Origin of the sequence: Curvibacter microcysteis (genome assembly GCF_028649455.1) — a bacterium.
Classification (GTDB): Bacteria; Pseudomonadota; Gammaproteobacteria; order Burkholderiales; family Burkholderiaceae_C; genus Curvibacter; species Curvibacter microcysteis.
The window spans coordinates 58,172-85,106 of sequence record NZ_JAQSIO010000006.1 but is presented as its reverse complement, the minus strand read 5'-3'; the positions used below and the strand labels follow the sequence as shown (position 1 = coordinate 85,106).

Sequence of the window (26,935 nt, the reverse complement as noted above, 5' to 3'; positions counted from 1 at the left end):
AGACGCTGAAATGACAAAAACTCTGGTGATTGCTGAAAAACCCTCGGTGGCTCAGGACATCGTGCGGGCGCTCACCCCGACGGCAGGCAAGTTCGAGAAGCACGACGACCATTTCGAAAACGACCGTTTTGTGGTGACCAGCGCCGTGGGCCACCTGGTGGAAATCCAGGCCCCCGAGCAATTCGACGTGAAACGCGGCAAGTGGAGCTTTGCCAACCTGCCCGTGATTCCGCCTTTCTTCGACCTCAAGCCCGTGGACAAGACCAAGAGCCGGCTCAACGCCGTGGTCAAGCTGGCCAAGCGCAAGGACGTCAGCAACCTCGTCAACGCCTGTGACGCGGGCCGCGAAGGGGAGCTGATCTTCCGCTTGATCGAGCAATATGCCGGCGGCCAAAAAGGCGGCCAGTACCAGTCCCTGGGCAAGCCCGTGAAGCGCCTGTGGCTGCAGTCCATGACGCCCCAGGCCATCCGCGACGGCTTTGACAAGCTGCGCAGCGAAGCGCAGATGGCCGGCCTGGCCAGCGCCGCGCGCAGCCGCTCGGAGGCCGACTGGCTGGTGGGCATCAACGGCACCCGCGCCATGACCGCCTTCAACTCGCGCGACGGCGGCTTCTTCCTGACCACCGTGGGCCGGGTGCAGACCCCCACGCTGGCCGTGGTGGTGGAGCGCGAAGAGCAAATCCGCAAGTTCGTCAGCCGCGACTACTGGGAAATCCATGCCAGCTTCGGCGCCGCCGCCGGCGAGTACGCGGGCAAGTGGTTCGACCCCAAGCACAAGAAAGACCCCGAAGACGCCGAGAAGCGCGCCGATCGCGTCTGGAGCGCGGCCCAGGCCCAGGCCATTGCCGACGCCACACGCGGCCGCCCGGCCAGCGTGACCGAAGAGAGCAAGCCCACCACCCAGGCCTCGCCGCTGCTGTTTGACCTGACCTCGCTGCAGCGCGAAGCCAACGGCAAATTCGGCTTCAGCGCCAAGACCACGCTGGCCCTGGCGCAAAGCCTGTACGAACGCCACAAGGCCCTGACCTACCCCCGGACCGACTCGCGCGCCCTGCCCGAAGACTATGTGCCGGTGGCCAAGCAGACCTTCGAAATGCTGGCCGACAGCGACATGCGCCACCTGGCGCCGCACGCGCTGACGGCGCTCAACAACGGCTACATCCGGCCGTCCAAGCGCATCTTCGACAACGCCAAGGTCAGTGATCACTTTGCCATCATCCCGACGCTGCAAGCCCCCAGCGGCCTGAGCGACGCCGAGCAAAAGCTGTACGACCTGGTGGTGCGCCGCTTCATGGCGGTGTTCTTCCCCAGCGCGGAATACCAGGTCACGACCCGCATCAGCCAAGTGCAGGAACACCACTTCAAGACCGAGGGCAAGGTGCTGGTCAAGCCCGGTTGGCTGGCCATCTACGGCAAGGAAGCCGCCGCCGAAGTCAGCGACGCCAAGGACGGTGACAAGGGCCAGAACCTGGTGCCGGTGGCGCCGGGCGAGAAGCCACTGGCCGAGAGCGTGGACGCCAAGGGCCTGAAGACCCGCCCGCCCGCACGCTACTCCGAAGCCACCTTGCTGGGCGCCATGGAAGGCGCGGGCAAGATGGTCGAAGACGAAGAGCTGCGCGAAGCCATGCAGGAAAAGGGCTTGGGCACGCCAGCCACGCGCGCGGCCATCATCGAAGGTCTGATCCTCGAGAAATACATGCTGCGCGAAGGCCGGGAGATGACCCCCACCGCCAAGGCCTTCCAGCTCATGACCCTGCTGCGCGGCCTGGGCGTGGAAGAACTCTCGCGCCCCGAGCTGACCGGGGAGTGGGAGTACAAGCTCACGCAAATGGAAAAAGGCCTGCTCAGCCGCGAAGACTTCATGCAGCAGATCGCGGCCATGACCGAGCACATCGTCAAAAAGGCCAAAGAGTACGACCGCGACACCGTGCCCGGTGACTACGCCACCCTGTCCACGCCTTGCCCCAAGTGCGCGGGCGTGGTCAAAGAGAACTACCGCCGCTACAGCTGCACCGGCGCTGACGGTCACAGCGAGGGCTGCGGCTTCTCCTTCACCAAGTCGCCGGCCGGCCGCACCTTCGAGCCCGATGAAGCCGAGATCTTCCTGCGCGACAAGAAGATCGGTCCGCTGGACGGCTTCCGCTCCAAGGCCGGCTGGCCCTTCACCGCCGAGATCGGCCTCAACTTCAGCGAAGAAGACCAGAACTGGAAGCTCGAGTTCGACTTCGGTGACGACAAGGACGGCGAAGAAAGCGGCGAGCTGCAGGACTTCAGCGCGCAAGAATCCCTGGGCCCTTGCCCCAAATGCGGCTCAGCCGTGTTCGAGCACGGCAGCAACTACGTCTGCAGCCACTCGGTGCCGACCGCAGAACAGCCCACGCCCAGCTGCGACTTCAAGAGCGGCAAGATCATCCTGCAGCAACCGGTGGAGCGCGAGCAGATGCACAAGCTACTGAGCACCGGCAAGACCGACCTGCTCGACAAGTTCGTCAGCATGCGCACGCGCCGCAACTTCAAGGCCTTCCTGGCCTGGGACGCCACGGCCAACAAGGTGAACTTCGAGTTCGAGCCGCGCGCCAGCAAGTTCCCGCCGCGCAAGACGGCCACGGGGGCCGCCGCCAAGGCCGCGCCTGCGGCCAAGAAGGCTGCCGGCAAGAGCGCGGCCAAGAGCGCCGTGAAAACGCCCAAGGCCCCGCGCAAGACCACCCCGGGCAGCGGCCTGACGCCAAGCACCGAACTCGCCGCCGTCATCGGTGGTGAGGCCGTGGCCCGCACCGAGGTGATCAAGAAGGTCTGGGACTACGTGAAGGCCAACGGCCTGCAAGACAGCGCCAACAAGCGCGCCATCAACGCCGACGCCAAGCTGCTGCCGGTGTTTGGCAAGCCGCAGATCACGATGTTCGAGCTCGCTGGGATCGTCGGCAAGCACCTCAAATAAAGCGGTAGAAGCCCCAACGGTCGCGCACGGCGTGTCGCGTCCGGCCCCCCAAGGGGGCCACCGGCCGCCTGGGCTCAGGCCGGGCGCATCAAGGCCTGGCCCAGGTAGCCGCGCAAAGCCTGACTGGCCTGGCGCTGCAAGGCCGCCAGGTCGGGCGCGCGCTCGCTGCCCAGGTGGGCATGGGCGACCAGGCCGTAGAGCAAGGTCTGGCAAGCGCGCGCGACCTCGGGCAGGGGCGTGGGCGGCGGCTGGGGCAGGTCGGCAGCGGCTTGCAAGACCAGCTCCCAGGCCTCGACAAAGCGCTGGTACATCTTGCGGTAGGCCGCCACGCCTGAAAGATGGCGCTCCAACAGGTAGTGCGCGGCCCACTCGGCCGCCGCGCCCTGGTGAGCCGCCAACTGCGAGACCAGAACCGCTTGCACCAACTCATCCAACGGCCGGCCTGCAGGGGCCTGCGCCACCGCTTGCAAGGCGCCCAGCAAGGCCTTGGAACGCAGGTGCAGGCAGACCCGCGCCAGGTCTTCCTTGCTGGCAAAGTACTCGTAAAAGCTGCCCAGGCTGGTGCCCGCCAGGCCGGTGATCTCGCGGATGGTGATGCGCTCATAGTCGCGCTCGACCAAAAGCTGAACAAAGGCCTGCTGCAAGGCCTCGGCCGTGAGGCGCGCCCGCGACTGGCGAGGGCGGCGGCGCTGGGGTTTGGCGGGGGGCAGGGCAGGGTGGGTGGTCATGCAGGCAAATCCGGACACCTGAGGGCGGCGCTGTCCCTAGAATTTTGAAGCACCGGGCCTGCCATTGTGGCGCGGCCCCGCCACCGCCCCAGCCACCCAAGTGGCCCCAGGAGACAGCGCATGATCGGTCAACACCCCGACAACCAAGTCCCGGAACTCAAGGACTACAACCTGTTCAGCAGCGACCCCGCGCTGCAGCGCGCCGTGGCCCGCGGTCAGGCCGACTGGCGCCGCCCCGAACTGTTGCGCCAGGGCGCGGAGTACGGCAGCGAGGCCACGCTGCGCGCCGCCGAAGACGCCAACCTGTATCCGCCCGAGCTGCACACCCACTCGGCCACCGGCCAGCGCATCGACGTCGTCAAGTTCCACCCCGCTTGGCACACGATGATGGCCATGGCCCGGCGCAACGGCAACGCCAACCTGCCCTACAGCGACACCCGCGCCTCGGCCTGGAGCGCTTACGGCGCCTCCATGTACATGCACAGCCAGATCGAATCGGGCTCGGGCTGCCCCACCACCATGACCAAGGCCTGCATCCCGGTGGTGGCACTCAACCCCGCGCTGTCCGCGCAACTGGCCCCCCAGCTGCTGTCACTGGAACATGACCCACGCGACCTGCCGCTGGCGCAAAAGACCTCCATCACCATCGGCATGGGCATGACCGAAAAACAGGGCGGCAGCGACGTGCGCAGCAACACCACCCGCGCCGTGCCGAGCGGCAGCGGCCCCTGGGGCGACGAGTACCTGCTGACCGGGCACAAATGGTTCTTCTCGGCCCCGATGTGCGACGGCCACCTGGTGCTGGCCAAGACCGATGAACACGGCTCGTCCTGCTTTTTTGTGCCGCGTTGGCGCCCCGACGGCAGCAAGAACCCGATCCACATCCAGCGCCTCAAGGACAAGGTGGGCAACCGCTCCAACGCCAGCAGCGAGGTCGAATTCAAAGCGGCTTTTGGGGTGCGGGTGGGCGCCGAGGGCCGCGGCATCCGCACCCTCATTGAAATGGCCAACTACACCCGGCTGGACTGCGCCCTGTCCAGCGCCGGCTACCTGCGCCAGGGCCTGGTCCAGGCCCTGCACTACACGCGCAACCGCTTCGCCTTTGGCCGCTACCTGGCCGAGCAAGCGGCCATGCAAACCCTGCTGGCCGACATGGCGCTGGAGTCCGAAGCCGCCACCGTGCTGGCCATGGACCTGGCGGCCCGCTTTGGTTCTTCCGACCCCGCCGACCTGGCCTGGCGCCGCCTGCTGACGCCCGCGGCCAAGTTCTGGAATTGCAAGCGTGCCGTGGGCTTTTGCGGCGAGGCCATGGAGGTGTTCGGTGGCAACGGCTACGTGGAGAGCGGCCCCATGGGGCGCCTGTTCCGCGAAGCCCCGGTCAACTCGATCTGGGAGGGCTCAGGCAACGTGATGTGCCTGGACGTGTTGCGCGCCGTGGCCCACGCGCCCGACGAGGCCCACGGCGTGCTGGACCAGCTGCAGGCCGTGGCCTCGCAAGCGCCGGAGCTGCTCAGCCAGGTGCATCGCCTGCGCCGCGAACTGATGCTGCCCCCCGAGGTGCTGGAGGCCCAGGCCCGCCGCTTCACCCAACGCCTGGCCTTGACCGCCCAAGCCTGCCTGATGCTGCAGCACGCCAGCACCCGCGCGGCCAACGCCTTCATTGCCAGCCGCTTCGACCCCGACTGGGGCCCGGTCACCGGCATCAGCGCCGGCACCCCGCACCCCGCCGAGCTGCTGCAGGCGGCCTGGGCCTGAGGCCCCAGGTGCACACCCAGCCGCGCCCCAGGCCTGAGCGGCCATCCGCCAGACCGCACAATGGGGGAGAACAAGGAGACCCCATGCGCCGCTTCACCCTGAGCGCTGGCCTGGCCCTGCTGGCCAGTGCCCTGCTCGCCCCGACCGCCCAAGCCGCCCCCTGGCCCACGGAACGCCCGATCAAGCTGGTCGTGCCCTTTCCACCGGGCCAGGCCTCGGACATCTTTGCCCGCGCCCTGGCCGAGCAACTCAGCACCCGGCTGGGCCAGAGCGTGGTGGTGGAGAACAAGGCCGGCGCCGGCAGCAACATTGGCAGCGAATTCGTGGCGCGCGCCACCCCCGACGGCTACACCTTGCTGATCGCGGGCAGCGCCATGAGCATCAACCAGACCCTGTACAAAAAGGTCAACTTCGACCCCACGCGCGACCTGGTCGGCATCTCGCTGATCGCCAAGGTGCCGCTGATCTTTTTGGCCACGCCGGCCTCGGGCATCACCAACCTGCGCCAACTGGTGCAGCAAGCCAAGGCCGCGCCGGGCCGCTTGAGTTACGCCAGCGCCGGCATCGGGGGCACCCAGCACCTGTCGGGCGAGATGCTCAAGGCGCAGGCCGGCCTGTTCATCACCCACATCCCCTACCGAGGCAGCGGGCCGGCCCAGGCCGATTTTCTGGGGGCGCAGATCCCCTTGATGGTGGACTCGGTCACGGCGGCCCTGCCCCATGTGCAGGCGCACAAAGCGGTGCCACTGGCCGTGACCTCGGCCACGCGGTCCTCGCAGCTGCCCGAGGTGCCCACCGTGCGCGAAAGCGGGGTGCCAGGCCTGAAAGACTTTGAAGCCGTGGGCTGGCTGGGCCTGATGGCGCCACGCGGCACGCCGCCCGAGGTGCTGCAGCGCCTCAACACCGAGGTGGTGGGTGCGCTCAAGTCGGATCGTTTGGCCCACTTCATCCGCGAGCGCGGCTCCGAACCCAGCCCCACCACCGGGCCCGAGTTCGACCGCTTTGTGGCCAGCGAAATCGTCCAATGGGGCCGGGCCGTGAAGGCCTCTGGCGCCAGCGCCGAATAAAACCCGCGCCGGGCCCTCAGGCCAGGGCGACAGGCTGGGGCGGTGCCCCGCCCAAATCCCCGCGCTGGTAGCTCAGCAAGCGGCCCTTGTAGGCCAGGGTGTGGGCGGTGGCAAGCTGGTCCAGGCGCTCTTCGTGCAGGCGAAAGCCCTGCGCCGCCATCTGGCGGTGAAAAGCGGGCCGGTTGCCACGGTCGGGATCAACGATCCAGACCTGGGACTGGTCGGAGGCATGCAGGCCAATGAAGCCGGCCAGGTCGGCATGGGCATCGCGCTCGTACAGCAGGTCGCTGCCGATGATGAGGTCAAACAAGCCCGTGACGCAGGCCCGCACCGGGTCGCCCACCAAGGCCTCGGGGGCGCCCCAGTGGCCATGCAGGTACTTGAGCGGCGGCAGTTCGTTCAAGCGCAGGTTCTCCAGCAAAAAGGCCGCCGTCAGCGGGTGGCAGTCGCTGGCCGTGACGTCCGAGCCGCGCCGGTGCGTGACCAGGCTGGCCAAGGCCAGGCCGCAGCCAATCTCCAGGATGCGCTCGCCCTGGCACAGGGTGCGGCTGGCCATGCGCGCGGCCAGCTGTGCACCCGAAGGCCACAGCAGGCCAAACAAGGGCCAGGAAGCGGATGAAATGCCCAGGCGCTCAGCCTCGCCCAACGGGTCGGCAAACTGCTGGCGGTCGAGCAGGGATCGGATCAGGAGGTGGTCAGCGCCCGCGACGGCGATGCTCTCTTGCTTGGTGTGGTAGCCGGGCATCGTCGGTAGCCCGGTCGGCTTGCGTGACCAGGGCAGGGGGACATAAAGAAGAGGGCCATTATGCGCGTCGCCCCCGGCAGGCTGGCCGCGCGCCACAATGCGGCCCATGCCAAACCACTCCGACGTCGGGCGCCGCGCGCGCCTTGCCCGCCCTGGTCCCCTGCGCCTGGCCCTCACAGTGGCCCTGGCGGGCCTGATGGCCGGCTGCAGCAGCCCCCCCGCCAGCGACCCCAGTGCCAACAGCCCGCACCGCAACGCCAAGGGTTTTCACAACCCCAGTGGCGTGCAGGTGGAAAAGCCGCTCGGTGACTTGCTGCGCTGGCAGTGGGAGAAGTGGCGCGACGGCCTGCCCGTGGCGGCGCGCCAGGCCACGCCCCAGCAGGCACCGGACCTGGCCTTCCTGCAGGCCAACGCGCGCGCCGGCGCCCAGATGCAGCCCGCGCTGACCTGGATCGGCCACGCCAGCACCCTGGTGCAGGCCAGCGGCCTGAACGTGCTGACCGACCCCATGTTCTCGCAGCGGGCCTTCATGGTGCAGTGGATCGGCCCCCAGCGCCAGCAGCCACCCGGCCTGACGCTGGACCAGCTGCCCCCCATCGACGTGGTGCTGATCTCGCACAACCACTACGACCACCTCGACCGCGCCAGCGTGCAAGCCCTGGCGGCGCAGGCCGGTGGCTCGCCCCTGTTCCTGGTGCCGCTGGGCCTGAAGGCCTGGATGCAGGACCAAGGCATCGAACGCGTGGAAGAGCTGGACTGGTGGCAGGAGCGCCGCGTGGCCGGCGTGGACTTTGCGCTCACGCCCGTGCAGCACTGGTCGGCGCGCGGCGTGAGCGACCACAACCACTCGCTGTGGGGCGGCTGGACCGTGCTGGGGCCGGACTTCCACTGGTACTTCAGTGGGGACACCGGCTACAGCGCCGATTTCAAGGCCACCCGGGAGCGCTATGCCGCGCGCCAAGTGCCGGCCCAGGGCGGCGGCTTTGACCTGGCCTTGATCGCCATCGGCGCCTACGCGCCGCGCTGGTTCATGAAAGAGCAGCACGTGGACCCTGATGAAGCCGTGCAAGTGCACCTGGACCTTGGCGCCAAGCGCAGCGTGGGCGTGCACTGGGGCACTTTCTTGCTGAGCGACGAGGCGCTGGACCAGCCGCCATTGGACCTGGCCCAGGCGCGCCAGACCCGGGGCCTGAGCGAGGCCGATTTTGGTGTCATGGCCCTGGGCGAAACCCGGCGCCTGCCCCGGCGCACCGTGAGCCCACCCTGATCGCCCCGGCAGGGGCGGCCGCAGTGCGCGACAATGCGGCCCTCATTTCCCGCGCATGAAAGGCCGCCCCATGAAAATCGACAAAGACACCGTCGTCACCCTGCAATTCAAAGTGGCCAATGCCCAGGGCAAGCTGATCGAGCAAAGCAAAGAGCCCATGGTCTACCTGCATGGCGGCTACGACAACACCCTGCCCAAGATCGAAGAAGCCCTGCAAGGCCAGGAAGCCGGCCACAAGGTGCAACTGAACCTGGCCGCCGCCGACGCCTTTGGCGTGCGCGACGAAAGCCTGGTGCGTGTGATCCCCAAGAGCGAGTTCCCGCCCGGCGTGAAGGTTGGCGGCCAGCTCGAAGGCCGCAACGACCAGGGCGAACCACAGATCTACACCGTCATGAAGATCAAGGGCCCCGAAGTCCACCTGGACGGCAACCACCCGCTGGCCGGTCTGGACCTGCAGTTCAGCCTGCATGTGACCGGCGTGCGCGCCGCCAGTGAAGAAGAGATCGCCCACCGCCACGTGCACGGCGAACACGGCCACCAACACTGAGAGCGCGCACGGCGCCCGCGAGCATGAAGAAGAACGGACTGGCCGACCTGGCCCAGATGGCCCAACTGGCGGGCCTGCGCACCGTGGCGGCCAGCGAACGCTCCTGCCCCGGCTGCGGCGAAGCGCTGGACGCCTGCCGCTGCGCCGCCCTGGCCCAGGCCAAGGCCTTGCGCAGCGCCCCGGTGCGGGTGTGGCTGGAGACCAAGGGCCGGCGCGGCAAAGGCGTCACCCTGGTCAAGGGCCTGCCGCTGGATGAGGCCGCGCTCGATGCCCTGGGCAAACAGCTCAAAGCCACTTGCGGCTCAGGCGGCACGGTCAAGGACGGTGTGATCGAAGTGCAAGGCGACCACCGCGAGACCGTGCTGGCCGCCTTGCTGAAACAAGGCTACGCCGCCAAACAGGCCGGTGGATGAAACCCGAAGACCTGCAGCGCCTGGTCACGCTGGAGATGCCCTTTGGCAAGCACAAGGGCACGGTGATTGCCGACCTGCCCGCCAACTACCTGCATTGGTTGGCGCGTGAGGGCTTTCCGAAGGGCGAATTGGGCCAATTGCTGGCCTTGATGCGCGAGATCGACCACAACGGCTTGGGCGAGCTGCTCACGCCCTTGCGCGCGGCGGCACGGCGCCGGCCCTGAGGCAGGACGGCGCGCGCCCCCAAGCGCCTCCCGCCAAATCCTTCAAGCCGCCGGGCGCAGCCCGCGCTGGGCCTTGAGTTGCGCCTTCTCGGCGTACATGCGCTGGTCCGCCTGCTGCACCAACTGGCCCGGTTGTTGCCCGTCCTCGGGCCAACGGGCCGAACCCAGGCTCAACTCAATCGGCACGGCACGCCCCGCCCAAGGCATGGGTCCATCCAGGGCCGCACGCAAGCGGGCCACCGCCTGCTCGGCCAGGCCCACCGAGGCCACGTCATGCAAGAGCACGATGAACTCATCGCCCCCCAGGCGGGCCACAAAGTCACCGCCCCGGGCAAAGGCCTGCAAGCGACGTCCGACCTCGATCAGCAAGGCGTCACCGGCCGCATGGCCCAGCTGGTCGTTGACCTGTTTGAAGCCGTTGATGTCGGCCATGACCAGCGCAAACGGGGTGCCGCTGCGCTCGGCGCGCCAGACCTCGCGGTCCAGCATCTCGTCAAAATAACGGCGGTTGGGCAAGCCCGTGAGCGCATCCTCGCGCGCCAGGTTCAACACCTGGGCCTGGGCCAGCTGGTAGCAGGCCAAGCTGACGCTGTAGGTCCAGCCCATGGTGAAGATCACGATGACCAGGTGCAGCACGCCCTGAATGGGGTGGTTCTGTATCGCCAGGTCGTCTTGGGCTTGCCAGGCCAGCCCCCAGCGGCTGGCCAAGGCCAGGGCCATCAAGCCCGCGAAAGCAGCGGCCAGGCGCTGCGCCGCCCGCGCCTGGGGACGGCTGCGCCAGCTCAAGGTGAAAGCCGTGCCCAACAACAAAGCCACCGCCGCCGCGTCGTGCATGAGGTAGCGGCGAATCGCGTGGTCGCGGTTGCCCCAGGCCAGCACCACCGCCAGCACCCACAGGCTAGGCAACAGCTTGGCACCTGACCGGGCCCAGGCACAGCCGCAGAAGGCCAGGCTGCCTTGCAACATGAGGCTCAGGCTGATCAGGCTGGCCGCGTGGTTGAGCACCAAAGCCGTGCTGAAGGACCCGCCAAAGAGTTGCGCCAGGGGCAGGGTCAAGAAGCCCAACACCGACGTGAGCGAGGCCCCCATCCACCAACGCAGACCCTTAATCTCTCGGTTGATGAACCAAATGGTGAGCATCACCACCCAAGTGACCAGGGAGACACAGGCCACGACGACCGCCAGGGTTTGACGGTCCAAGAGAGACAACATGGAAGCCACACTTTCAGACCTCCAGGTCTGCGGCCCCTGACAGGTGCCGGGCCCACCCGAAGGCATGTCTAAATTGTCCCTCTGGGGCCGCGTTCAGCGTTGATCTTGATCAAGCCTGAACCGGCACGCCAGCCCCCAGGCCCCGCGAGAGGCGCCGCCGCGGGAGCGCACTCAGCAAGCCAGGCTGGCAAAAAAAGGCAGGCCCGCCAAGCCCTCGGCACGCAGCCAACGGCCCTGCCAATGCCACTCGCCGCCCTGGCGCCAGCGCAGGCACAGGCTCAGCTCGCCCTGCAGTTCACTGGGCAGGGCCAACGCGGGCCAGCGCTGGCCGTCGCAGTGCAGGGTCGCCTCCTGCAGCGCGCCCTGGGCCGGGGGCAGGGCCAGGCCGGCACCATCGTCCAGCCACAGGCGCCAATCACGCACATGGCCACGCAGCGGCGGCATGAAGGCCGGCGCACCCGGGGCGCGAGCGGCCACCGCCGCAGCGGCCCAGCGCAGCGCCCGCTGCGGGCCCAGCGGACCCAGGCTGCGCGGCGCCAGCTCGGCCAGCTCGGAGTCGGCGCCTTGCCAGACCCAGTGCAAGGCCGGGTCGGCTTCGGGGAGGAAGCTCACTCGCAGACGCGCTCAGTTCAGCGGGGTGCGCACACCGTCGCGGAAGCCGTACAGGGTCACGGCGGGTTGGGTCAGCTCGCCCTTGGCGGTGAAGGCAATGGCGCCAGTCACCCCCTTGAAGTTGGTCTTGGCCAGCGCGCCCAGGTAGACCTGGGGGTCGGTGGAATTGGCGCTCTTCATGGCCTCGATCAGCACGCGCGCGGCGTCATAGGCGTAGGGGCTGTAAATCTGGAACTGACCGGGGAAGCGGGCGTCGTACTTCTTCTTCCAGTCGGCGCCGCCCGGCATCTTGGCCAGCGAGGCACCCCCGGTGGCGCAGGTCACGCCAGCCAAGGGGGCCGCCTTGGACGACAGCTCGGCCAGCTTTTCGGTGCACAGCGCGTCACCGCCAAACAGCTTCACATCGGCCATGCCAAGCTGCTCCAGCTGGCGCAGCATGGGGCCAGCCTGGGCGTCCAGGCCGCCATAGAACACCGCGTCAGGCTTCTTGGCCTTGAGCGCGGTCAGGATGGCGGTGAAGTCGGTGGCCTTGTCATTGGTGAACTCTTCGCCCACCACGGTCAAGCCCTTTTGCAGCGCCGTGGCCTTGAACACGGCGGCCACGCCCTGGCCGTAGGCCGTGCGGTCGTCAATGATGGCCACGCGCTTGACCTTGAGCGCATCGGCGGCGTAGTAGGCCAGCGCCGCGCCCAGGGCGTTGTCGTTGGCGATCAGGCGGAAGGTGGTCTTGTAGCCGGGCTTGGTCAGGTCGGGGTTGGAGGCCGAGGCGGTGATGTTGGGCAGCTCGCACTTGGCGTACAGGCCCGAGGCCGGGATCGAGGTGCCCGACTGCAAGTGGCCCACCACGCCGGCGACACGGGCATCGCACATTTTCTGCGCCACCGCCGTGGCCTGGCGTGGGTCGCCGGCGTCGTCTTCGGCGGCCAGCTCGAAGCGGATCTTCTTGCCGCCAATCACCAGGTTTTGCGTGTTGGCTTCTTCCAGCGCCAGGCGCACACCGTTTTCAGTGTCTTTGCCGATGTGGGCGATGCCACCCGAGGTGGGGCCGGCATGGCCGATCTTGACGGTTTGCACATCCTGGGCCGAGGCCAGGGTCACGGTGCCCAGGGCACAGGCAGCGACGCCCAGTGCGCGGCGCAGAGAAGCAGAGGAAGACAGCATGTTGGAAATCCCTTGAACGGCTGCAACAAGACAAAACCAGCGCACCGGGGCAGCCAGCACCGGCACGGGGACAGGACCTGGCCAGCGGGAAGCGCGAGCCTCAACAGGCTCCCGGCTGGGTGACACCAGGCCGGACAGGGCGCTTCGCGCGTGCGCAGGTCCAAAACAAAACGCGCCCAAAGGCGCGTTTTGCGGGGGCCTGTGAAGGCTTACTTGGAGACGACGCGCACCATTTCGAGGCACTTGTTCGAGTAGCCCCATTCGTTGTCGTACCAGCTCACGACCTTGACGAAGGTGCTGTCCAGCGCAATGCCGGCTTCAGCGTCGAACACCGAGGTGCAGGACTCGCCACGGAAGTCGGTGGCCACCACCTTGTCTTCGGTGTAACCCAGCACGCCCTTCAGAGCGCCTTGGGACTGGGCCTTCATTTCGGCGCAGATCTCAGCGTAGCTGGCGGCGCTGTTGAGTTCCACGGTCAAGTCCACCACCGACACGTCGGAGGTGGGCACGCGGAAGGACATGCCGGTCAGCTTCTTGTTGAGCTCAGGAATCACCACGCCCACGGCCTTGGCCGCGCCCGTGCTCGACGGGATGATGTTTTCCAGGATGCCACGGCCGCCGCGCCAGTCTTTGTTGGACGGGCCGTCCACGGTCTTTTGCGTGGCGGTGGCCGCGTGCACCGTGGTCATCAGGCCGCGCTTGATGCCCCACTTGTCGTTCAGCACCTTGGCCACGGGGGCCAGGCAGTTGGTGGTGCACGAAGCGTTGGAGATGATGGCTTGGCCGGCGTAGGTCTTGTCGTTGACGCCGTAGACGAACATCGGGGTGTCGTCCTTGGACGGGGCCGACAGGATGACCTTCTTGGCGCCAGCGGCCAGGTGCTTCTCGGCGGTTTCCTTGGTCAGGAACAGGCCGGTGGATTCGATCACCACGTCGGCGCCGACTTCGTCCCACTTCAGGTTCGCGGGGTCGCGCTCGGCCGTCAGGCGGATCTTCTTGCCGTTGACCACCAGGGTGTTGCCTTCGATGGCGATGTCACCCTTGAAGCGGCCGTGCACGCTGTCGTACTTCAGCATGTACGCCAGGTAGTCGGGTTCGAGCAGGTCGTTGATGCCCACGATCTCGATGTCGGAGAAGTTCTGCACCGCGGCGCGGAACACCATGCGGCCAATGCGGCCGAAGCCGTTGATACCAACCTTGATAGCCATGACAGTCTCTTTCTGAAGTTGAATGAAATGCAATGCTTACTTGGCCAGCACGGCGCGCACCGTGTCAGCCACGTTCTCGGGGGTGAAGCCGAAGTGCTTGAACAGCACCGGCGCAGGCGCCGACTCACCATAGGTGTCGATGCCCACCACAGCGGACACGCCGTACTTCCACCAGCCATCGGTGCTGCCCATTTCGACCGCCACGCGGGGCAGGCCGGCCGGCAGCACGGACTTCTTGTAGGCCACGGTCTGGCGGTCGAAGGTGGTGGTGCTGGGCACCGAGACCACGCGCACAAAGACCTTCTTCTCGGCCAGCAGCTTTTGCGCGGCCAGGGCCAGTTGCACTTCGGAGCCGGTGGCGATGATGACGGCCTGGGCCTTCTTCTTGAAGCCGATGTCGGCCGGCTCGCTCAGGATGTAGGCACCGCGGCTGATCTCGCCCAGGTCTTTCTTGGGCGAGTAGGGCAGGTTCTGACGCGACAGCAACAGGGCGGTCGGGCGGTTCTTGTTCTCCAGGGCCACGGCCCAGGCGATGGTGGTTTCAGCCGTGTCGGCGGGACGCCACACGTCCAGGTTCGGGATCAGGCGCAGGCTGGCGGCGTGCTCGATCGACTGGTGGGTCGGACCGTCTTCACCCAGGCCGATGGAGTCGTGGGTGAACACATGGATGACGCGCTGCTTCATCAGCGCGGCCATGCGGATGGCGTTGCGGCTGTAGTCGCTGAAGGTCAGGAAGGTGCCACCGTAGGGGATGAAACCACCGTGCAGGGCGACGCCGTTCATGATGGCGGCCATGCCGAATTCGCGCACACCGTAGTTGATGTGGCGGCCACCGATCAGGCGGCCTTCGGCGTCGGCGGTCTGCACCACGTCGCCCGCCGCGTCAAAGCGCAGGTTGGGCGTGCTCTTGGTGTTGGTCAGGTTGGAGCCGGTCAGGTCGGCGGAGCCACCCAGCAATTCGGGCAGGGCGGCCGTGAAGGCTTCCAGCGCCAGTTGGCTGGCCTTGCGGCTGGCCACGGTTTCGGCCTTGGTGTGGGCGGCGATGGCGGCGTCCACCGCCACTTGGGCGAAGTTCTTCGGCAGCTCGCCGGCCATGCGGCGCAGCAGCTCGGCGGCCAGCTCGGGGTGGGCGGCCTGGTAGGCGGCAAAGCGGGCGTCCCATTCGCCTTCGGCGGCCTGGCCCTTGGTCTTGGCGTCCCAGCCGGCGTACACGTCGGCAGGGATCTCGAACGGGGCGTGGTTCCAGCCCAGGGCGGCGCGGGTCAGGCCGATTTCTTCGGCACCCAGCGGCTCGCCGTGCGCCTTGGCGGTGTTGGCGCGGTTGGGCGAACCCTTGCCGATGGCGGTCTTGCAGATGATCAGGCTGGGCGCGCTGGCGCTGGCCTTGGCTTGGGCAATGGCTTGCGACACAGCGTCCACGTCGTGGCCGTCCACCGGGCCGATGACGTTCCAGCCATAGGCTTGGAAGCGTTGGGCCGTGTTGTCGATGAACCAGGGGGCCACTTGGCCGTCGATGGAGATGCCGTTGTCGTCGTACAGGGCGATCAGCTTGTTGAGCTTCCAGGCACCGGCCAGGGCAGCAGCTTCGTGGCTGATGCCTTCCATCAAGCAACCATCGCCCAGGAAGGCGTAGGTGTGGTGGTCGACCACGGCATGGCCGTCGCGGTTGAACTCTTTGGCCAGCAGCTTTTCAGCCAGTGCAAAGCCGACGGCATTGGTGATGCCTTGGCCCAGCGGGCCGGTGGTCGTCTCCACGCCGGGGGTGATGCCCACTTCGGGGTGGCCAGCGGTCTTGCTGTGCAGCTTGCGGAAGTTCTTCAGCTCGTCCATCGGCAGGTCGTAGCCGGTGAGGTGCAGCAGCGCGTAAATGAGCATGGAGCCGTGGCCGTTGGACAGCACAAAGCGGTCGCGGTCCAGCCAGTTCGGGTTGCTCGGGCTGTGCTTGAGGTGCTGGGACCACAGGGCCACGGCCATGTCGGCCATGCCCATGGGCGCACCCGGGTGACCCGAGTTGGCAAGTTGAACGGCGTCCATGGCCAACGCGCGAATTGCGTTTGCCATGTCTTGGTGTTGTTGGGTGTTGGCCATCGGAAGCAGCTCCGGGTTGGAGGGTCTGGGGAAACCCCTATTTTACCGGCGCGGCCGACCCCTCCCGCCACAGCGGTGCACAAGCCTGTTTTTACCCCCCTCGGATGGCGATCGAGCCCCTTGACATGCACTAAAGTGGAGCCCTTCATGGATGGCCTGCACCTCACCGCCGATTTGCACCGCTGCCGCTGCGACCCGCAGTGGTTGCTGGACGCGAACGCGCTGGGCCAGGCCTGCCTGGCGGCCGTGGCGAACTGCGGCCTGCACAGCGTGGGCCAGCTGTTCCACACCTTCCCGGCCAGCGCCCAAGGCCCTGGCGGCGTGACCGCCACGGTGCTGCTGGCCGAGTCGCACCTGTGCGTGCACACCTGGCCTGAGCGCGCCGCGGTGACGCTGGACGTCTATGTGTGCAACTTCAGCGCCGACCACAGCGAACGCGCCCGCGCCTTGCAGCAAGCCTTGCTGGCCCTGTTCCAGCCCGAGCGGCAACAGCTGCAGGAATGGCAGCGCGGCCAGTCGCTGCATGCCGCGCCAGCCCCTGCGCTGGCGCCTCTCGTTTTCAGCCCGGTGCCCGCATGAGTGACCTGACGCCAACGCCGACCCTGCCCATTCCCGCCTTGCTGCTGGCCGCCGGCCGGGGCGAGCGCATGCGCCCGCTGACCGACCACACCCCCAAGCCCTTGTTGCGCGTGCACGACCAGCCGCTGCTGGCGTGGCACCTGCAGGCGCTGGGCCAGGCCGGCTGTGCCCGCGTGGTCATCAACACGGCCTGGCTGGGCGAGCAAATCCAAAGCCATTTCGGCGCCGGCTTTGACCACCCACAAGGCCACATCGCGCTGCGCTATTCCGACGAGGCCGCCGACTTTGGCCGCGCCCTGGAAACCGCAGGCGGCATGGCGCGCGCCCTGCCGCTGCTGGGCCCGGTGTTCTGGCTGGCCGCGGGTGATGTGTTCGCGCCGGACTTTGTCTTCGACCCCGCCGCCGTGGCCCGCTTTGTGGCCAGCCCGGCGCTGGCCCACCTGTGGCTGGTGCCCAACCCAGCGCACAACCCCCGCGGCGACTTTGGCCTGAGCGAGGCCGGGCTGGCCCTGAACCTGCCGCCCGAAGCCTCCGGCCCACGCTACACCTACAGCACCATCGGCCTGTTCCGCGCCGAGTTGCTGGGCGCGCCCTGGACCGATCTGTCCCCTGGCAACCCCCGCGGCGCCGTGGCCGCCCTGGCCCCGCTGCTGCGCCAGGCCATGGACCAAGGCCGGGTAAGTGCCAGCCTGTACCACGGGCGCTGGACCGATGTCGGCACGCCCGAACGCCTGGCCGAACTCAACCGCGTGCCCGCCAGCGGAACCTAAGGCCCCCAGCCCCCTCTACCGACGTCTACCTTCACCAGGCCGCCCATGACTTCCACCGCCCCCCTGAGCCTCCCCGCCTCGGTCTATGCCGAACGCCGCGACCGCGTGGCGCGCGCCATTGGCACGCGTGGCATTGCCATCATCCCCACGGCGCCGGAGCGCCAGCGCAACCGCGACAGCGACTTTCTGTACCGCCACGACAGCTACTTCTACTACCTGACCGGCTTCACCGAGCCCAACGCCTGGCTGGTCATCACGGGCGACGGCCACAGCACCCTGTGGTGCCAACCCAAGGACCTGGAGCGCGAGATCTGGGACGGCTACCGCCTGGGCCCCGATGCCGCGCCCGAGGCGCTGGGGGTGGACGCGGCCTGGTCGGTGGCCGAGCTCGACACCCGGCTGCCGCGCCTGCTGGAAAACCGCGACGTGGTGCACTACCCCTTTGCCACCCACAAGGGCCTGGAAACGCGTGTGGACGGCTGGCTCAGCCAGGTGCGCGCCCGGGTCCGCTTTGGCGCCCTGTGCCCGGCGGTGCAGCGTGACCTGTGCGACGTGCTCGACGAGATGCGCCTGGTCAAAGACGTGCACGAGCAAGACACCATGCGCCGCGCCGCACGCATCAGCGCCCGGGCCCATGTGCGCGCCATGCAACTGAGCGCACGCAAGCTGCGCGCTGGCGAAGACGTGCGTGAGTACCACCTCGACGCCGAGCTGCTGCATGAGTTCCGCCTGGGCGGCTCGCAGTACCCGGCCTACAGCTCCATCGTGGCGGCGGGCGCGAACGCCTGCGTGCTGCACTACCGCGCCGACGCCGCCCCGGTGCGCGACGGCGAGCTGGTGCTGATCGACGCCGGCTGCGAACTCGACGGCTACGCCAGCGACATCACCCGAACCTTCCCCGCCAACGGCCGCTTCAGCGGGCCGCAGCGCGCGCTGTACGAACTGGTGCTGGCCTCACAGGACGCCTCGGTGGCCGCCACCCGCGCGGGTGCCCGCTTCAACGACCCGCACGAAGCCACGGTGGCCGTGCTCTCGCAGGGCCTGCTGGACCTGGGCCTGCTGGACCGCAACACCGTGGGCACGGTCGAGGACGTGATCGCCAACCGCAGCTACTTCCCCTTCTACATGCACCGCACCAGCCACTGGCTGGGCATGGATGTGCACGACTGCGGCAGCTATGTGGAACCAACTGAAGTGGGCCAGACCAGCTTGCGCCTGGACCCCTTGTCGGGCGAGACCATCACCAACCGCCCCAGCCGCATCCTGCGCCCGGGCATGGTGCTGACGCTGGAGCCCGGCCTGTATGTGCGGCCCGCCCCGGGGGTGCCCGAGGCCTTCCACCACATCGGCATCCGCATCGAGGACGACGCCATCGTCACCGAACAGGGCTGCGAGCTGATCACCCGTGACGTGCCCGTCCACCCGGATGAGATCGAAGCCTTGATGCGCTGATGCCCTTGCCTGCTGACACCCCCGCCCCGCTGGTCCCTGCCGAGACACAGCCGCGCCCGCGCCGCCTGCTGGCCAATGAACAAAGCGTGCCCCGATTGCACTTGATCGGCACGCTGCTGATCGTGCTCGGCCTGACGCTGGCGCTGACTGGCTTTTTCTCCTGGCAGAACCTGTCGGAGCAAAGTGCCTCCTTGCGGCGCATGGAGGCGGTGATCGAGCGCCAACAGCACGCCCGCCTGAGCGCCGAAATGGAATCCGCCCTCAGCTACCTGACTTTTGTACGCTCCCGTACCGATCAGGTGCTGCGCCAAAGCCTGACCAGCCAGGTCGACGGGGCCATGCAGGTGGTCGAGTCGATTTACCAGCACGAGTCCCCGCGCCGCCCAGCGGCCGAAGTCAAGCGCCTGATCATCGAGGCCTTGCGCCAGGTGCGTTTTTTTGACGGCCGGGGTTACTACTTCATTGACGACCTCGAAGGCCGCTTTGTGCTGCTGCCCACCGCGCCGCAACTGGAGGGCAAGCTGCTGCCCGACAACCGCGACGACACGGGCCACCGCATCATGCAAGGCCTGATCGAGGCCGCCCAACAGCCGCGCGGTCAGGGCTTTTCGCGCTACCGCTGGTACCTGCCGGACCAACCCAAGCAGATGGCTGACAAGCTGGCCTATGTGCGCCACTTTGCGCCCTACGGCTGGCTGATCGGCGCGGGCGACTACACCTACAAATGGGAAGAACAGCAGCAGAAAGAAGCGCTGGACCACCTGCGCTCGCTGCGCTTTGGCAGCAGCGGCTACTTCGGCCTGATCGACAGCCAGGGCCGCTCTCTGCTGTCGCCGGGCAATGCTTCGCTGGAAGGCAAGCACTACTCGGTGCTGCCCCCAGCCGAGGGGCGGGCGCTGGAGAAAATGCACCAGAGCAGCCACAACGGGGGCGGCTTCGTCCGTTACGAGTGGCCGGACCCCAAAACCGGGCAACTGGCCCCGAAAACCGCCTTGGTCAAGACCATCCAGCCCTGGGGCTGGGTCGTGGCCGCGACCGTGTTCGACGACGAGCTGCAAGAAGCGCTGAACCAAGAGCGCCTGCTCTACGAGCAAGGCAGCAGCCAGCGCCTCATGACCCAGGCCCTGGCCGTGCTGGCCGCGCTGCTGGTGGCGCTGGGGGGCTCGCTGCTGTTCTCGCGCTGGTCACGCCGCCTGTTCAACGCCTACCACCACCAAAACGCGCGCCACATTGCGGTGCTGCGCCAGCAGGCCGCCGAGTTGCGCACCCTGACTCGCGCCATGGACCAAAGCCCGGTGTCCATCCTGATCACCGACACCTCGCGCCGCATCAGCTACGTGAACCCCGAGTTCGAGCGCCTGAGCGGCTACAGCGCCGCCGAGGTGCTGGGCCAGAGCCCTGACTTCCTGCGCCTGAGCCAGCGCCCGCAAGGGCGTTACAAGGCCCTGTGGCAGGCCCTGGACGCCGGCCAAAATTGGCAGGGCGAAGTGCCCACACGCTGCAAAGACGGCCGGGTGCTGTGGCAAAGCGTGCAGCTCTCGCCCATCTTCGACGACCAAGGTCAGGCCGTGCAGTACCTGGGCATCCTGGAAGACATCACCGAGCGCCGCCACATGGACGCCGAGCTGCGCATCGCGGCCACGGCCTTCGAAACCCAGGAAGGCATGATGGTGGCGGACAGCCAGGGCGTGATCCTGAAGGTCAACCAGGCTTTCTGCGAGATCACCGGCTACAGCTCGCAAGACGCCGTGGGCCAGACCCCCAAGCTGCTCAAGTCAGGCCGCCACGACGACGCCTTCTACGCCAACATGTGGCAAGCGGTGATGTCGCGCGGCCAATGGCGCGGTGAGATCTGGAACCGCCGCAAGAATGGCGAAATCTTCCCCGAATGGCTGACCATCACCGCCGTGAAGAGCCAAGACGGCGACGTGACCCACTACGTCAGCACCCTGACCGACATCACCCAGCGCAAGGCGGCTGAAAACGAGATTCGCCACCTGGCCTTCTTCGACCCCCTGACCGGCCTGCCCAACCGCCGCCTGCTGCTGGACCGGCTGCGCCAGGCCCTGGCCTCCAGCCAGCGGCGCCAGCGCAATGGCGCCTTGATCTTCATCGACCTGGACAACTTCAAGACCCTCAACGACACCTTGGGCCACGACAAGGGTGACCTGTTGCTCAAGCAGGTGGCGCAGCGCCTCAAAGCCGGGGTGCGTGAAACCGACACCGTGTCACGCCTGGGCGGCGATGAATTTGTGGTCATGCTCGAAGGCCTGGACCTGAACAACGGCGAGGCCGCGCGCCAGGCCGAGAGCGTGGGCGAAACCCTGCGTGAGGCGCTGAACCAGGCCTACGACCTCAACGGCAACGAGTACCACTGCTCGCCCAGCATGGGCATCACCTTGTTCGACCGCCAATCCCACCTCGACGAGATGCTGCAGCGTGCCGACTTGGCGATGTACCAGGCCAAGGCCGCTGGGCGCAACACGCTGCGCTTTTTTGACCCGGCCATGCAGGCCCTGGTGGCGCAGCGCGCGGCCATGGAGGCCGATTTGCGCGTGGCCATCCGCGACGGCCAGCTGCTGCTGTACTACCAGGCCCAGGTCAGTGCCGCCGGCCAGGTGGTGGGCGCCGAAGCCCTGGTGCGCTGGCGCCACCCGCAACAAGGCCTGGTGTCACCGGCCGACTTCATCCCCCTGGCCGAAGAGACCGGGCTGATCCTGCCGCTGGGCCTGTGGGTGCTGACCGAGGGCTGTCGCCAACTCGCCGACTGGGCACGAACCCCGGAGCGCACCCACCTGACCCTGGCCATCAACGTCAGCGCGCGCCAGTACCGCCAGCCCGACTTTGTCGAGCAGGTGCTGAACACGCTGGCCACCACCGGAGCGCCCGCCAGCCGACTCAAACTGGAACTGACCGAAAGCCTGCTGCTGCACGACGTGGAAGACATCATCACCAAGATGACGGCCTTGCAGGCGCACGGCGTGGGCTTCTCGCTGGACGACTTTGGCACGGGCTATTCCAGCCTCAGCTACCTCAAGCGCCTGCCGCTGGACCAGCTCAAGATCGACCAGTCTTTTGTGCGCGACCTGCTGGTGGACAGCAACGACGCCACCATCGCCCGAACCATCGTGGCCCTGGGCAAGAACCTGGGCCTGTCGGTGATCGCCGAAGGCGTGGAAACCGCCGCCCAGCGCGACTGCCTGGCCAGCTATGGCTGCGACGCCTACCAAGGCTACCTGTATGGGCGCCCGGGCCCGGCAGCCGAGCTGCCCACCCACGCCGAAGTCTGAACCTGGAGGCCTTGATGCAAGTCCTGTCGCTCAACATCGGCCAAGTCCGGCCCTTGCAGATCGCGGGGCGGCGCGTCATGAGCGCGATTGGCAAGCAGCCCGTCAGTGGGGCGGTGGCGGTGGGCCCGCTGGGCCTGGCCGGGGACGAACAAGCCGACCCCAGCGTGCATGGCGGGCTGGAAAAAGCCATCTACGCCTGGCCCACCGAGCACTACGCCTACTGGCAGGCCCAGCGCCGCGAGCAGGGCGTGAGCCTGTTCGACGAAACCCTGCCGCCGGGCTTTGCGGGCGAGAACCTCAGCCTGAGTGGCCTGCTGGAGCAGCAGGTGTGGGTCGGTGACTGCCTGGTGTTTGAGCACTGCGTGCTGCGCGTCACCGCCGCCCGCGAGCCCTGCGGCAAGTTCAACGCCGTGATGGGCTTTGCCCAGGCCGCCAAGCGCATGCTGCAAAGCCAGCGCAGCGGCTTTTACCTGGCCGTGCAACAGCCCGGCACGCTGCGCGCTGGCGAGTCTTTTGAGCTGCGCCCGGGTCAGCGCTCGCTGAGCATCCCGCAGGCCCTGCTGAGCAAGGCCGCGCGGCACCGCGACTGAAGGGGCCGCATCCAGCGCTGGCCTGGTGCCTGTTCGGCCAAAGCGCGTTCGACGCTCAGTGCCCGGCGAAGTCCACCAGGGTGAACAAGGGCAAGCCGCTCTCGCGCAAGCGATCGGAGCCGCCCAGCTCGGGCAAATCCACAATGGCCGCCCCCTCGGTGACCACCGCGCCCAGCTTCTCCAGCAAGCGCCGGCCCGCCATCATGGTGCCGCCAGTGGCGATCAGGTCGTCGATCAGCAACACCCGGTCGCCGGGCTTGACGGCGTCGGTGTGCAGCTCCACGGTGGCGCTGCCGTACTCCAGCTCGTAGGTTTCTTCCACCGTGGTGAAGGGCAGCTTGCCTTTTTTGCGGATCGGCACAAAACCCACGTTCAGCTCATAGGCCACGACCGCGCCCAGAATGAAGCCGCGCGCATCCAGACCGGCCACCACATCGGGGCGCAACTTCTTGTCCATGTAGCGGTGCACGAACGCGTCGATCAGCACGCGAAACACCTTCGGGTCTTGCAGCAAGGGGGTGATGTCGCGGAACTGCACGCCCGCCGCGGGCCAGTCCGGCACGGTTCGGATGTGGTCTTTGAGGTATTGGTTGACGGAAAAAGGCGTATCAGCGCTCATGGGGTTTCAAAATCCAAAAAAAGAGCCGCTCCCGGGCGGTCATCCCCGATTTTGCCAAGCCAGCGTCGCACGCCACAAAACCAGCCTCATCACAAGGACATCCTGCTCCGTTAGATACGCCCAAGCAACAAATGAAACTGAGGGTTGATTTGCGTTACAGGTTCATGCACATAATCGCCCCACACTCATGCCCCTCTGGGGGCGAACCTGTCGCCCATGGCCATCGCCCTGCTCTTGATCGAATGCGATAGCGCCCACCAGGAGGCGCTGCGCGACATGCTCACCCGCCAGCACCCTGGCTGGCAGCTGCAAACGGCCAGTTCCGTGGCACAGGCCCTTGCCTTGCTCCAAGAGCGGATGCCGGACGTGGCCTTGGTGGGCACCCCTTTGCCGGATGGCACGGCCTTTGACCTGCTCCCAGCTTTGGGTGACACCCCCGGCCTGATCCTGGTGGCGCCCGGCGAAGAAGCCACCGCTGCCCGCGCGCTGCGCGAGGGCTTTGCTGATTACCTGATCAAAGACGAGCGCCAGGGCTACCTGCTGACCCTGCCCGGCCAGGTGCTGGCGGCGGTGGACAAGCAGCGGCTGGAGCGCGCCTTGAAAGAAAGTGCGGCCCTGTCCGAGCTGGCCCTGGAAGGTGCAGGCCTGGGCTTTTGGCAGCGCAACCTGTTGACCGGCGAGGCCTCGCTGAGCCTGCGTTGGCGGGACATGCTGGGCCTGCCCGCAGCCGCCTCGACCGACGCCTGGAAACACGCCATGCACCCGCAGGACTGGGACCGGGTGCAGTCCACGCTGCGGCATTACCTGGGCGGCGACCAACCGGTGTACGAAGCCGAGTACCGCCTGCGCCACCGGGACGGCCACTGGCTGTGGGTCGCCAGCCGAGGCCGCGTGATGGAGTGGACCCCCGAGGGCCAGCCCCGGCTGCTCTGTGGCACCTTCATGGACATCAGTGCGCGGCGCGGCGCCGACGAAGCCCTGGCTCGCCAGCACCGCCTGCTGCAGGCCTTGTCCCAAGCGCAAAACACCTTCATCGCCAATGTGGAACCCCACCTGGCTTTTGATGGGCTGCTGCAATTTCTGATCACCTTCACCGGGGCCGACGCAGGCTGCCTGGGTGAGTCGGTGCGCCAAGGGACCGAGCCCCCCATGTGCCTGATCCACGCCAGCACCCAGCCCTTGGACGAGACCATGCAGCGCTTGCTGCAAACCGCGCTGCAAACCCGCCAAACCCAGCACAGCCAGCAAGAGGCCGTGGACGAACTGCCGGCCCAGCGCTACGAGGCCATCCCGATCAGCAACGCCGGCCGGGTGGCGGCCTGCCTGGGCCTGAGCTTGCCAGCCGACGCGCCAGCGCTGGACCTGAGCGAACTCGAGCCCTTGCTCAACACGGCCAGCCAGTTGGTGCTGGCCTGGCGCGGCCGGCTGGAGCGCCGCCAGGCCCAGGACCAATTGCGCGAAGCCACCGAACTGCTGGCGCAAAAGACCAAGGCCCTGGAAGTGACGCTGGACAGCATCAGCCAAGGCATCTCCAGTGTGGATGCCGATGGGGTGATCCAGATCTACAACCGCCGCTACCTGGAGGTGCTGGACCTGCCTGAATCGCTGCTGGCCCGGCACCCCAAGGCGCACGAGGTGGTGCGCTTCCAGGCCGACCGCGGCGACTTCGGCGAAGGGTACGAATACATCACGCCCGAGGCGCGCGCCTATGTGGCCGGCGAGTACGCGCAAAGCGGGCCTCAAATGCCCGAAATCTACCTGCGCCGCACGCGCCAAGGCCGGGTGATTGAAGTCCACACCCTGCTGCAACCGGGCGGCAGTCGGGTGCGCACCTTCAGCGACGTGACCCGCTATTTCGAAGCCCAAGAGGCGCTGCGCCAAAGTGAAGAACGCTGGCGCGACCTGAGCCAACTGTCCTCGGACTGGTACTGGGAGCAGGATGAACACTTTCGCTTCGTGCGCCTGGACGGCCATGTCAGCGAACGCACGGGCTTGCCCGACGAGTCCAGCACCTTGGGTAGGACGCGCTGGGAAATTGATGCCCCCAACGTCACCGAAGCCCAGTGGGCCGAACATCGGCGCACGCTGGAAGCGCACCAGCCTTTCTACGACTTTGAGATGCAGCGCGCCGCCACCGTGGGTGGGCGCCTGCATTGGGTGTCGATCAGCGGAGCGCCCATCTTCGACGCCGAAGGCCACTTCACCGGCTACCGGGGCGTGGGGCGCGACATCACGGAAAAGAAAAAGGCCGAGGCCATCATCGAGCGCCTGGCCTTCTACGATGAACTCACCAGCCTGCCGAACCGGCGCCTGCTGCTGGTGCGGCTGACCGCCGCCATCCACCGTTGCGCCAACGGCCAGCACCAGGGCGCCTTGCTGTTCCTGGACCTGGACAACTTCAAAGACCTCAACGACACCTTGGGCCATGACCGAGGGGACCAGCTGCTGACGCAGGTGGCCACGCGCCTGGTGGCCTGTGTGCGCCCCGATGACACGGTGGCGCGCCTGGGCGGGGATGAGTTCGTGGTCGTGCTGGGGCAGTTGGGCGCGTCCACGCCGGAGGCCGCAGCCGCCGCCGAGACCGTGGCGCAGAAAATCCTCAGCGCCCTCAACCAACCCTACCCGATTGGCGACAGCCTGCACCACAGCACGCCCAGCATCGGGATTGCCTTGTTCAACAGCACGCCATCCACGGCCGATGAATTGCTCAAGCGCGGCGACCTGGCCATGTACCAGGCCAAGGCCGCTGGGCGCAACACCTTGTGTTTCTTCGATCCAGGCATGCAAGAGGCGGTGAGCGCGCGGTCAGCCATGGAAGCCGACATGCGCCAAGCCCTGCAGCACGGCGAGTTCCGCCTGCTGTACCAACCCGTGGTCAATGGCCAGGGACGCATGCTGGGGGTGGAAGCCCTGGTGCGCTGGAACCACCCGCAGCGCGGCCACATCTCGCCCGCCGATTTCATTCCGCTGGCCGAGAAGACCGGGCTGATCCTGCCGCTGGGACGCTGGGTGCTGCAAACCGCCTGCCGCCAATTGGTGGCCTGGTCCAGTGAGCCCTTGATGGCGCACCTGACGGTGGCAGTGAACGTGAGTGCGCGCGAGTTCCGCGACCCTGGTTTTGTCGAGGCGGTGCTGGCGGTGCTGGAGTCCACCGGCGCGCGCCCCACCCAGCTCAAGCTGGAACTGACCGAGAGCCTGCTGCTCAACGACGTGGAAGACATCATCGGCAAGATGACCCGGCTGCAAATGCGCGGCGTGGGCTTCTCGCTGGACGACTTTGGCACGGGCTATTCCAGCCTCAGCTACCTCAAGCGCCTGCCGCTGGACCAACTCAAGATCGACCAGTCTTTTGTGCGCGACGTGCTGACCGACCCCAACGACGCCACCATTGCCCGCACCATCATCGCCCTGGCCAGCAGCTTGGGCCTGTCGGTGGTGGCCGAAGGCGTGGAAACCGTGGGCCAGCGCGCCTTCTTGCTGCGCAACGGTTGCGACGCCTTCCAGGGCTACCTGTTCAGCCGCCCGGTGGCCGCGGTGGCTTTGCCGGCGCTGATGGCCTCGCCCCTGGGATGAATCATATTTATCAAAATAAATCCCCTGAAATCGCAATTAAAAAGCCACAGGTGATATTTTTTGCTCTATATTGTGTTCCAACAGCCCCGGTGAAGCC

General features: G+C 67.3%; 21 protein-coding genes. 13 read left to right on the top strand and 8 right to left on the bottom strand.

The window, feature by feature from the left end; all coding sequences use genetic code 11:
* Positions 1 to 10 precede the first annotated feature (10 nt).
* Positions 11 to 2,938, top strand: coding sequence for a DNA topoisomerase III (locus PSQ39_RS15785; protein ID WP_273927793.1), 2,928 nt, complete (start codon positions 11 to 13; stop codon positions 2,936 to 2,938).
* A 74-nt stretch (positions 2,939 to 3,012) separates the two neighbouring features.
* On the opposite strand, the gene PSQ39_RS15780 is transcribed toward PSQ39_RS15785, so the two are convergent.
* A complete protein-coding gene (locus tag PSQ39_RS15780; RefSeq protein ID WP_273927792.1) occupies positions 3,013 to 3,666 on the bottom strand; it encodes a TetR/AcrR family transcriptional regulator in 654 nt (217 codons plus the stop codon).
* Between the two features lie 120 nt (positions 3,667 to 3,786).
* Here PSQ39_RS15780 and PSQ39_RS15775 point away from each other — a divergent pair, with 120 nt between their 5' ends.
* Complete coding sequence (locus tag PSQ39_RS15775; protein ID WP_273927791.1) at positions 3,787 to 5,421, top strand: acyl-CoA dehydrogenase family protein; 1,635 nt, start codon at positions 3,787 to 3,789, stop codon at positions 5,419 to 5,421.
* Between the two features lie 83 nt (positions 5,422 to 5,504).
* Complete coding sequence (locus tag PSQ39_RS15770; protein WP_273927790.1) at positions 5,505 to 6,488, top strand: tripartite tricarboxylate transporter substrate binding protein; 984 nt, start codon at positions 5,505 to 5,507, stop codon at positions 6,486 to 6,488.
* A 16-nt stretch (positions 6,489 to 6,504) separates the two neighbouring features.
* Here PSQ39_RS15770 and PSQ39_RS15765 read toward each other — a convergent pair whose 3' ends face one another.
* Complete coding sequence (locus PSQ39_RS15765) at positions 6,505 to 7,233, bottom strand: class I SAM-dependent methyltransferase (protein ID WP_273927789.1); 729 nt, start codon at positions 7,231 to 7,233, stop codon at positions 6,505 to 6,507.
* A gap of 106 nt (positions 7,234 to 7,339) precedes the next feature.
* On the opposite strand from PSQ39_RS15765, the gene PSQ39_RS15760 reads away from it, so the two are divergent.
* The 4 genes from PSQ39_RS15760 to PSQ39_RS15745 all read left to right on the top strand — a co-directional run bounded on the left by PSQ39_RS15760 (position 7,340) and on the right by PSQ39_RS15745 (position 9,684).
* A complete protein-coding gene (locus PSQ39_RS15760; protein WP_273927788.1) occupies positions 7,340 to 8,500 on the top strand; it encodes an MBL fold metallo-hydrolase in 1,161 nt (386 codons plus the stop codon).
* Positions 8,501 to 8,570: 70 nt separating this feature from the next.
* A complete protein-coding gene (locus PSQ39_RS15755) occupies positions 8,571 to 9,047 on the top strand; it encodes an FKBP-type peptidyl-prolyl cis-trans isomerase (RefSeq protein ID WP_273927787.1) in 477 nt (158 codons plus the stop codon).
* 23 nt (positions 9,048 to 9,070) lie between these two features.
* Entirely contained in the window at positions 9,071 to 9,460 is a 390-nt protein-coding gene (locus tag PSQ39_RS15750) for a translation initiation factor (protein ID WP_273927786.1), read from the top strand.
* Positions 9,457 to 9,684 (top strand): DUF3820 family protein, encoded by a 228-nt coding sequence (locus PSQ39_RS15745; RefSeq protein WP_273927785.1) that lies wholly within the window; start codon positions 9,457 to 9,459, stop codon positions 9,682 to 9,684. Before PSQ39_RS15750 ends, PSQ39_RS15745 begins: the two co-directional genes overlap by 4 nt.
* Positions 9,685 to 9,726: 42 nt before the next feature.
* Here the strand turns inward: PSQ39_RS15745 and PSQ39_RS15740 are convergent, their stop codons facing one another.
* The 5 genes from PSQ39_RS15740 to tkt all read right to left on the bottom strand — a co-directional run bounded on the left by PSQ39_RS15740 (position 9,727) and on the right by tkt (position 15,965).
* Positions 9,727 to 10,896, bottom strand: a complete 1,170-nt coding sequence (locus tag PSQ39_RS15740; RefSeq protein ID WP_273927784.1) for a GGDEF domain-containing protein — start codon at positions 10,894 to 10,896, stop codon at positions 9,727 to 9,729.
* A gap of 171 nt (positions 10,897 to 11,067) precedes the next feature.
* On the bottom strand, positions 11,068 to 11,508 hold the full coding sequence (locus tag PSQ39_RS15735) for a hypothetical protein (protein WP_273927783.1): 441 nt from the start codon (positions 11,506 to 11,508) through the stop codon (positions 11,068 to 11,070).
* Positions 11,509 to 11,520: 12 nt separating this feature from the next.
* The gene (locus PSQ39_RS15730) at positions 11,521 to 12,669 is read right to left on the bottom strand and encodes a branched-chain amino acid ABC transporter substrate-binding protein (protein WP_273927782.1); all 1,149 of its coding nucleotides are present in this window, start codon (positions 12,667 to 12,669) and stop codon (positions 11,521 to 11,523) included.
* A 209-nt stretch (positions 12,670 to 12,878) separates the two neighbouring features.
* A complete protein-coding gene (gene gap / locus PSQ39_RS15725; protein ID WP_273927781.1) occupies positions 12,879 to 13,877 on the bottom strand; it encodes a type I glyceraldehyde-3-phosphate dehydrogenase in 999 nt (332 codons plus the stop codon).
* Positions 13,878 to 13,913: 36 nt separating this feature from the next.
* Positions 13,914 to 15,965, bottom strand: a complete 2,052-nt coding sequence (tkt, locus tag PSQ39_RS15720) for a transketolase (protein WP_273927780.1) — start codon at positions 15,963 to 15,965, stop codon at positions 13,914 to 13,916.
* 147 nt (positions 15,966 to 16,112) lie between these two features.
* Between tkt and speD the strand changes: the two genes are divergently transcribed.
* From speD to PSQ39_RS15695, 5 genes are read left to right on the top strand one after another with little or no spacing between them, the layout of a single operon-like run.
* Positions 16,113 to 16,544, top strand: a complete 432-nt coding sequence (gene speD, locus PSQ39_RS15715; protein WP_273927779.1) for an adenosylmethionine decarboxylase — start codon at positions 16,113 to 16,115, stop codon at positions 16,542 to 16,544.
* Complete coding sequence (locus PSQ39_RS15710; protein WP_273927778.1) at positions 16,541 to 17,314, top strand: nucleotidyltransferase family protein; 774 nt, start codon at positions 16,541 to 16,543, stop codon at positions 17,312 to 17,314. Before speD ends, PSQ39_RS15710 begins: the two co-directional genes overlap by 4 nt.
* A gap of 45 nt (positions 17,315 to 17,359) precedes the next feature.
* Complete coding sequence (locus tag PSQ39_RS15705; RefSeq protein ID WP_273927777.1) at positions 17,360 to 18,766, top strand: aminopeptidase P N-terminal domain-containing protein; 1,407 nt, start codon at positions 17,360 to 17,362, stop codon at positions 18,764 to 18,766.
* Positions 18,766 to 22,056, top strand: a complete 3,291-nt coding sequence (locus tag PSQ39_RS15700; RefSeq protein ID WP_273927776.1) for a bifunctional diguanylate cyclase/phosphodiesterase — start codon at positions 18,766 to 18,768, stop codon at positions 22,054 to 22,056. The genes PSQ39_RS15705 and PSQ39_RS15700 overlap by 1 nt, the downstream gene beginning before the upstream one ends.
* Before the next feature lie 14 nt (positions 22,057 to 22,070).
* Entirely contained in the window at positions 22,071 to 22,646 is a 576-nt protein-coding gene (locus tag PSQ39_RS15695) for an MOSC domain-containing protein (RefSeq protein WP_273927775.1), read from the top strand.
* Between the two features lie 55 nt (positions 22,647 to 22,701).
* On the opposite strand, the gene PSQ39_RS15690 is transcribed toward PSQ39_RS15695, so the two are convergent.
* Positions 22,702 to 23,265 (bottom strand): adenine phosphoribosyltransferase, encoded by a 564-nt coding sequence (locus tag PSQ39_RS15690; RefSeq protein WP_273927774.1) that lies wholly within the window; start codon positions 23,263 to 23,265, stop codon positions 22,702 to 22,704.
* Between the two features lie 216 nt (positions 23,266 to 23,481).
* Here PSQ39_RS15690 and PSQ39_RS15685 point away from each other — a divergent pair, with 216 nt between their 5' ends.
* Positions 23,482 to 26,838, top strand: coding sequence for an EAL domain-containing protein (locus tag PSQ39_RS15685; RefSeq protein WP_337961940.1), 3,357 nt, complete (start codon positions 23,482 to 23,484; stop codon positions 26,836 to 26,838).
* Positions 26,839 to 26,935 lie beyond the last annotated feature (97 nt).

Excerpts from the sequence above, each read along its gene's own strand:
- PSQ39_RS15760 (WP_273927788.1), top strand. The coding sequence starts at position 7,340 with ATGCCAAACCACTCCGACGTCGGGCGCCGCGCGCGCCTTGCCCGCCCT.
- speD (WP_273927779.1), top strand. The coding sequence starts at position 16,113 with ATGGATGGCCTGCACCTCACCGCCGATTTGCACCGCTGCCGCTGCGAC.
- PSQ39_RS15700 (WP_273927776.1), top strand. The coding sequence starts at position 18,766 with ATGCCCTTGCCTGCTGACACCCCCGCCCCGCTGGTCCCTGCCGAGACA.
- tkt (WP_273927780.1), bottom strand. The coding sequence starts at position 15,965 with ATGGCCAACACCCAACAACACCAAGACATGGCAAACGCAATTCGCGCG.
- PSQ39_RS15685 (WP_337961940.1), top strand. The coding sequence starts at position 23,482 with ATGGCCATCGCCCTGCTCTTGATCGAATGCGATAGCGCCCACCAGGAG.
- PSQ39_RS15770 (WP_273927790.1), top strand. The coding sequence starts at position 5,505 with ATGCGCCGCTTCACCCTGAGCGCTGGCCTGGCCCTGCTGGCCAGTGCC.
- gap (WP_273927781.1), bottom strand. The coding sequence starts at position 13,877 with ATGGCTATCAAGGTTGGTATCAACGGCTTCGGCCGCATTGGCCGCATG.
- PSQ39_RS15745 (WP_273927785.1), top strand. The coding sequence starts at position 9,457 with ATGAAACCCGAAGACCTGCAGCGCCTGGTCACGCTGGAGATGCCCTTT.
- PSQ39_RS15695 (WP_273927775.1), top strand. The coding sequence starts at position 22,071 with ATGCAAGTCCTGTCGCTCAACATCGGCCAAGTCCGGCCCTTGCAGATC.
- PSQ39_RS15705 (WP_273927777.1), top strand. The coding sequence starts at position 17,360 with ATGACTTCCACCGCCCCCCTGAGCCTCCCCGCCTCGGTCTATGCCGAA.
- PSQ39_RS15775 (WP_273927791.1), top strand. The coding sequence starts at position 3,787 with ATGATCGGTCAACACCCCGACAACCAAGTCCCGGAACTCAAGGACTAC.
- PSQ39_RS15710 (WP_273927778.1), top strand. The coding sequence starts at position 16,541 with ATGAGTGACCTGACGCCAACGCCGACCCTGCCCATTCCCGCCTTGCTG.
- PSQ39_RS15765 (WP_273927789.1), bottom strand. The coding sequence starts at position 7,233 with ATGCCCGGCTACCACACCAAGCAAGAGAGCATCGCCGTCGCGGGCGCT.
- PSQ39_RS15690 (WP_273927774.1), bottom strand. The coding sequence starts at position 23,265 with ATGAGCGCTGATACGCCTTTTTCCGTCAACCAATACCTCAAAGACCAC.
- PSQ39_RS15730 (WP_273927782.1), bottom strand. The coding sequence starts at position 12,669 with ATGCTGTCTTCCTCTGCTTCTCTGCGCCGCGCACTGGGCGTCGCTGCC.
- PSQ39_RS15780 (WP_273927792.1), bottom strand. The coding sequence starts at position 3,666 with ATGACCACCCACCCTGCCCTGCCCCCCGCCAAACCCCAGCGCCGCCGC.
- PSQ39_RS15740 (WP_273927784.1), bottom strand. The coding sequence starts at position 10,896 with ATGTTGTCTCTCTTGGACCGTCAAACCCTGGCGGTCGTCGTGGCCTGT.
- PSQ39_RS15750 (WP_273927786.1), top strand. The coding sequence starts at position 9,071 with ATGAAGAAGAACGGACTGGCCGACCTGGCCCAGATGGCCCAACTGGCG.
- PSQ39_RS15785 (WP_273927793.1), top strand. The coding sequence starts at position 11 with ATGACAAAAACTCTGGTGATTGCTGAAAAACCCTCGGTGGCTCAGGAC.
- PSQ39_RS15755 (WP_273927787.1), top strand. The coding sequence starts at position 8,571 with ATGAAAATCGACAAAGACACCGTCGTCACCCTGCAATTCAAAGTGGCC.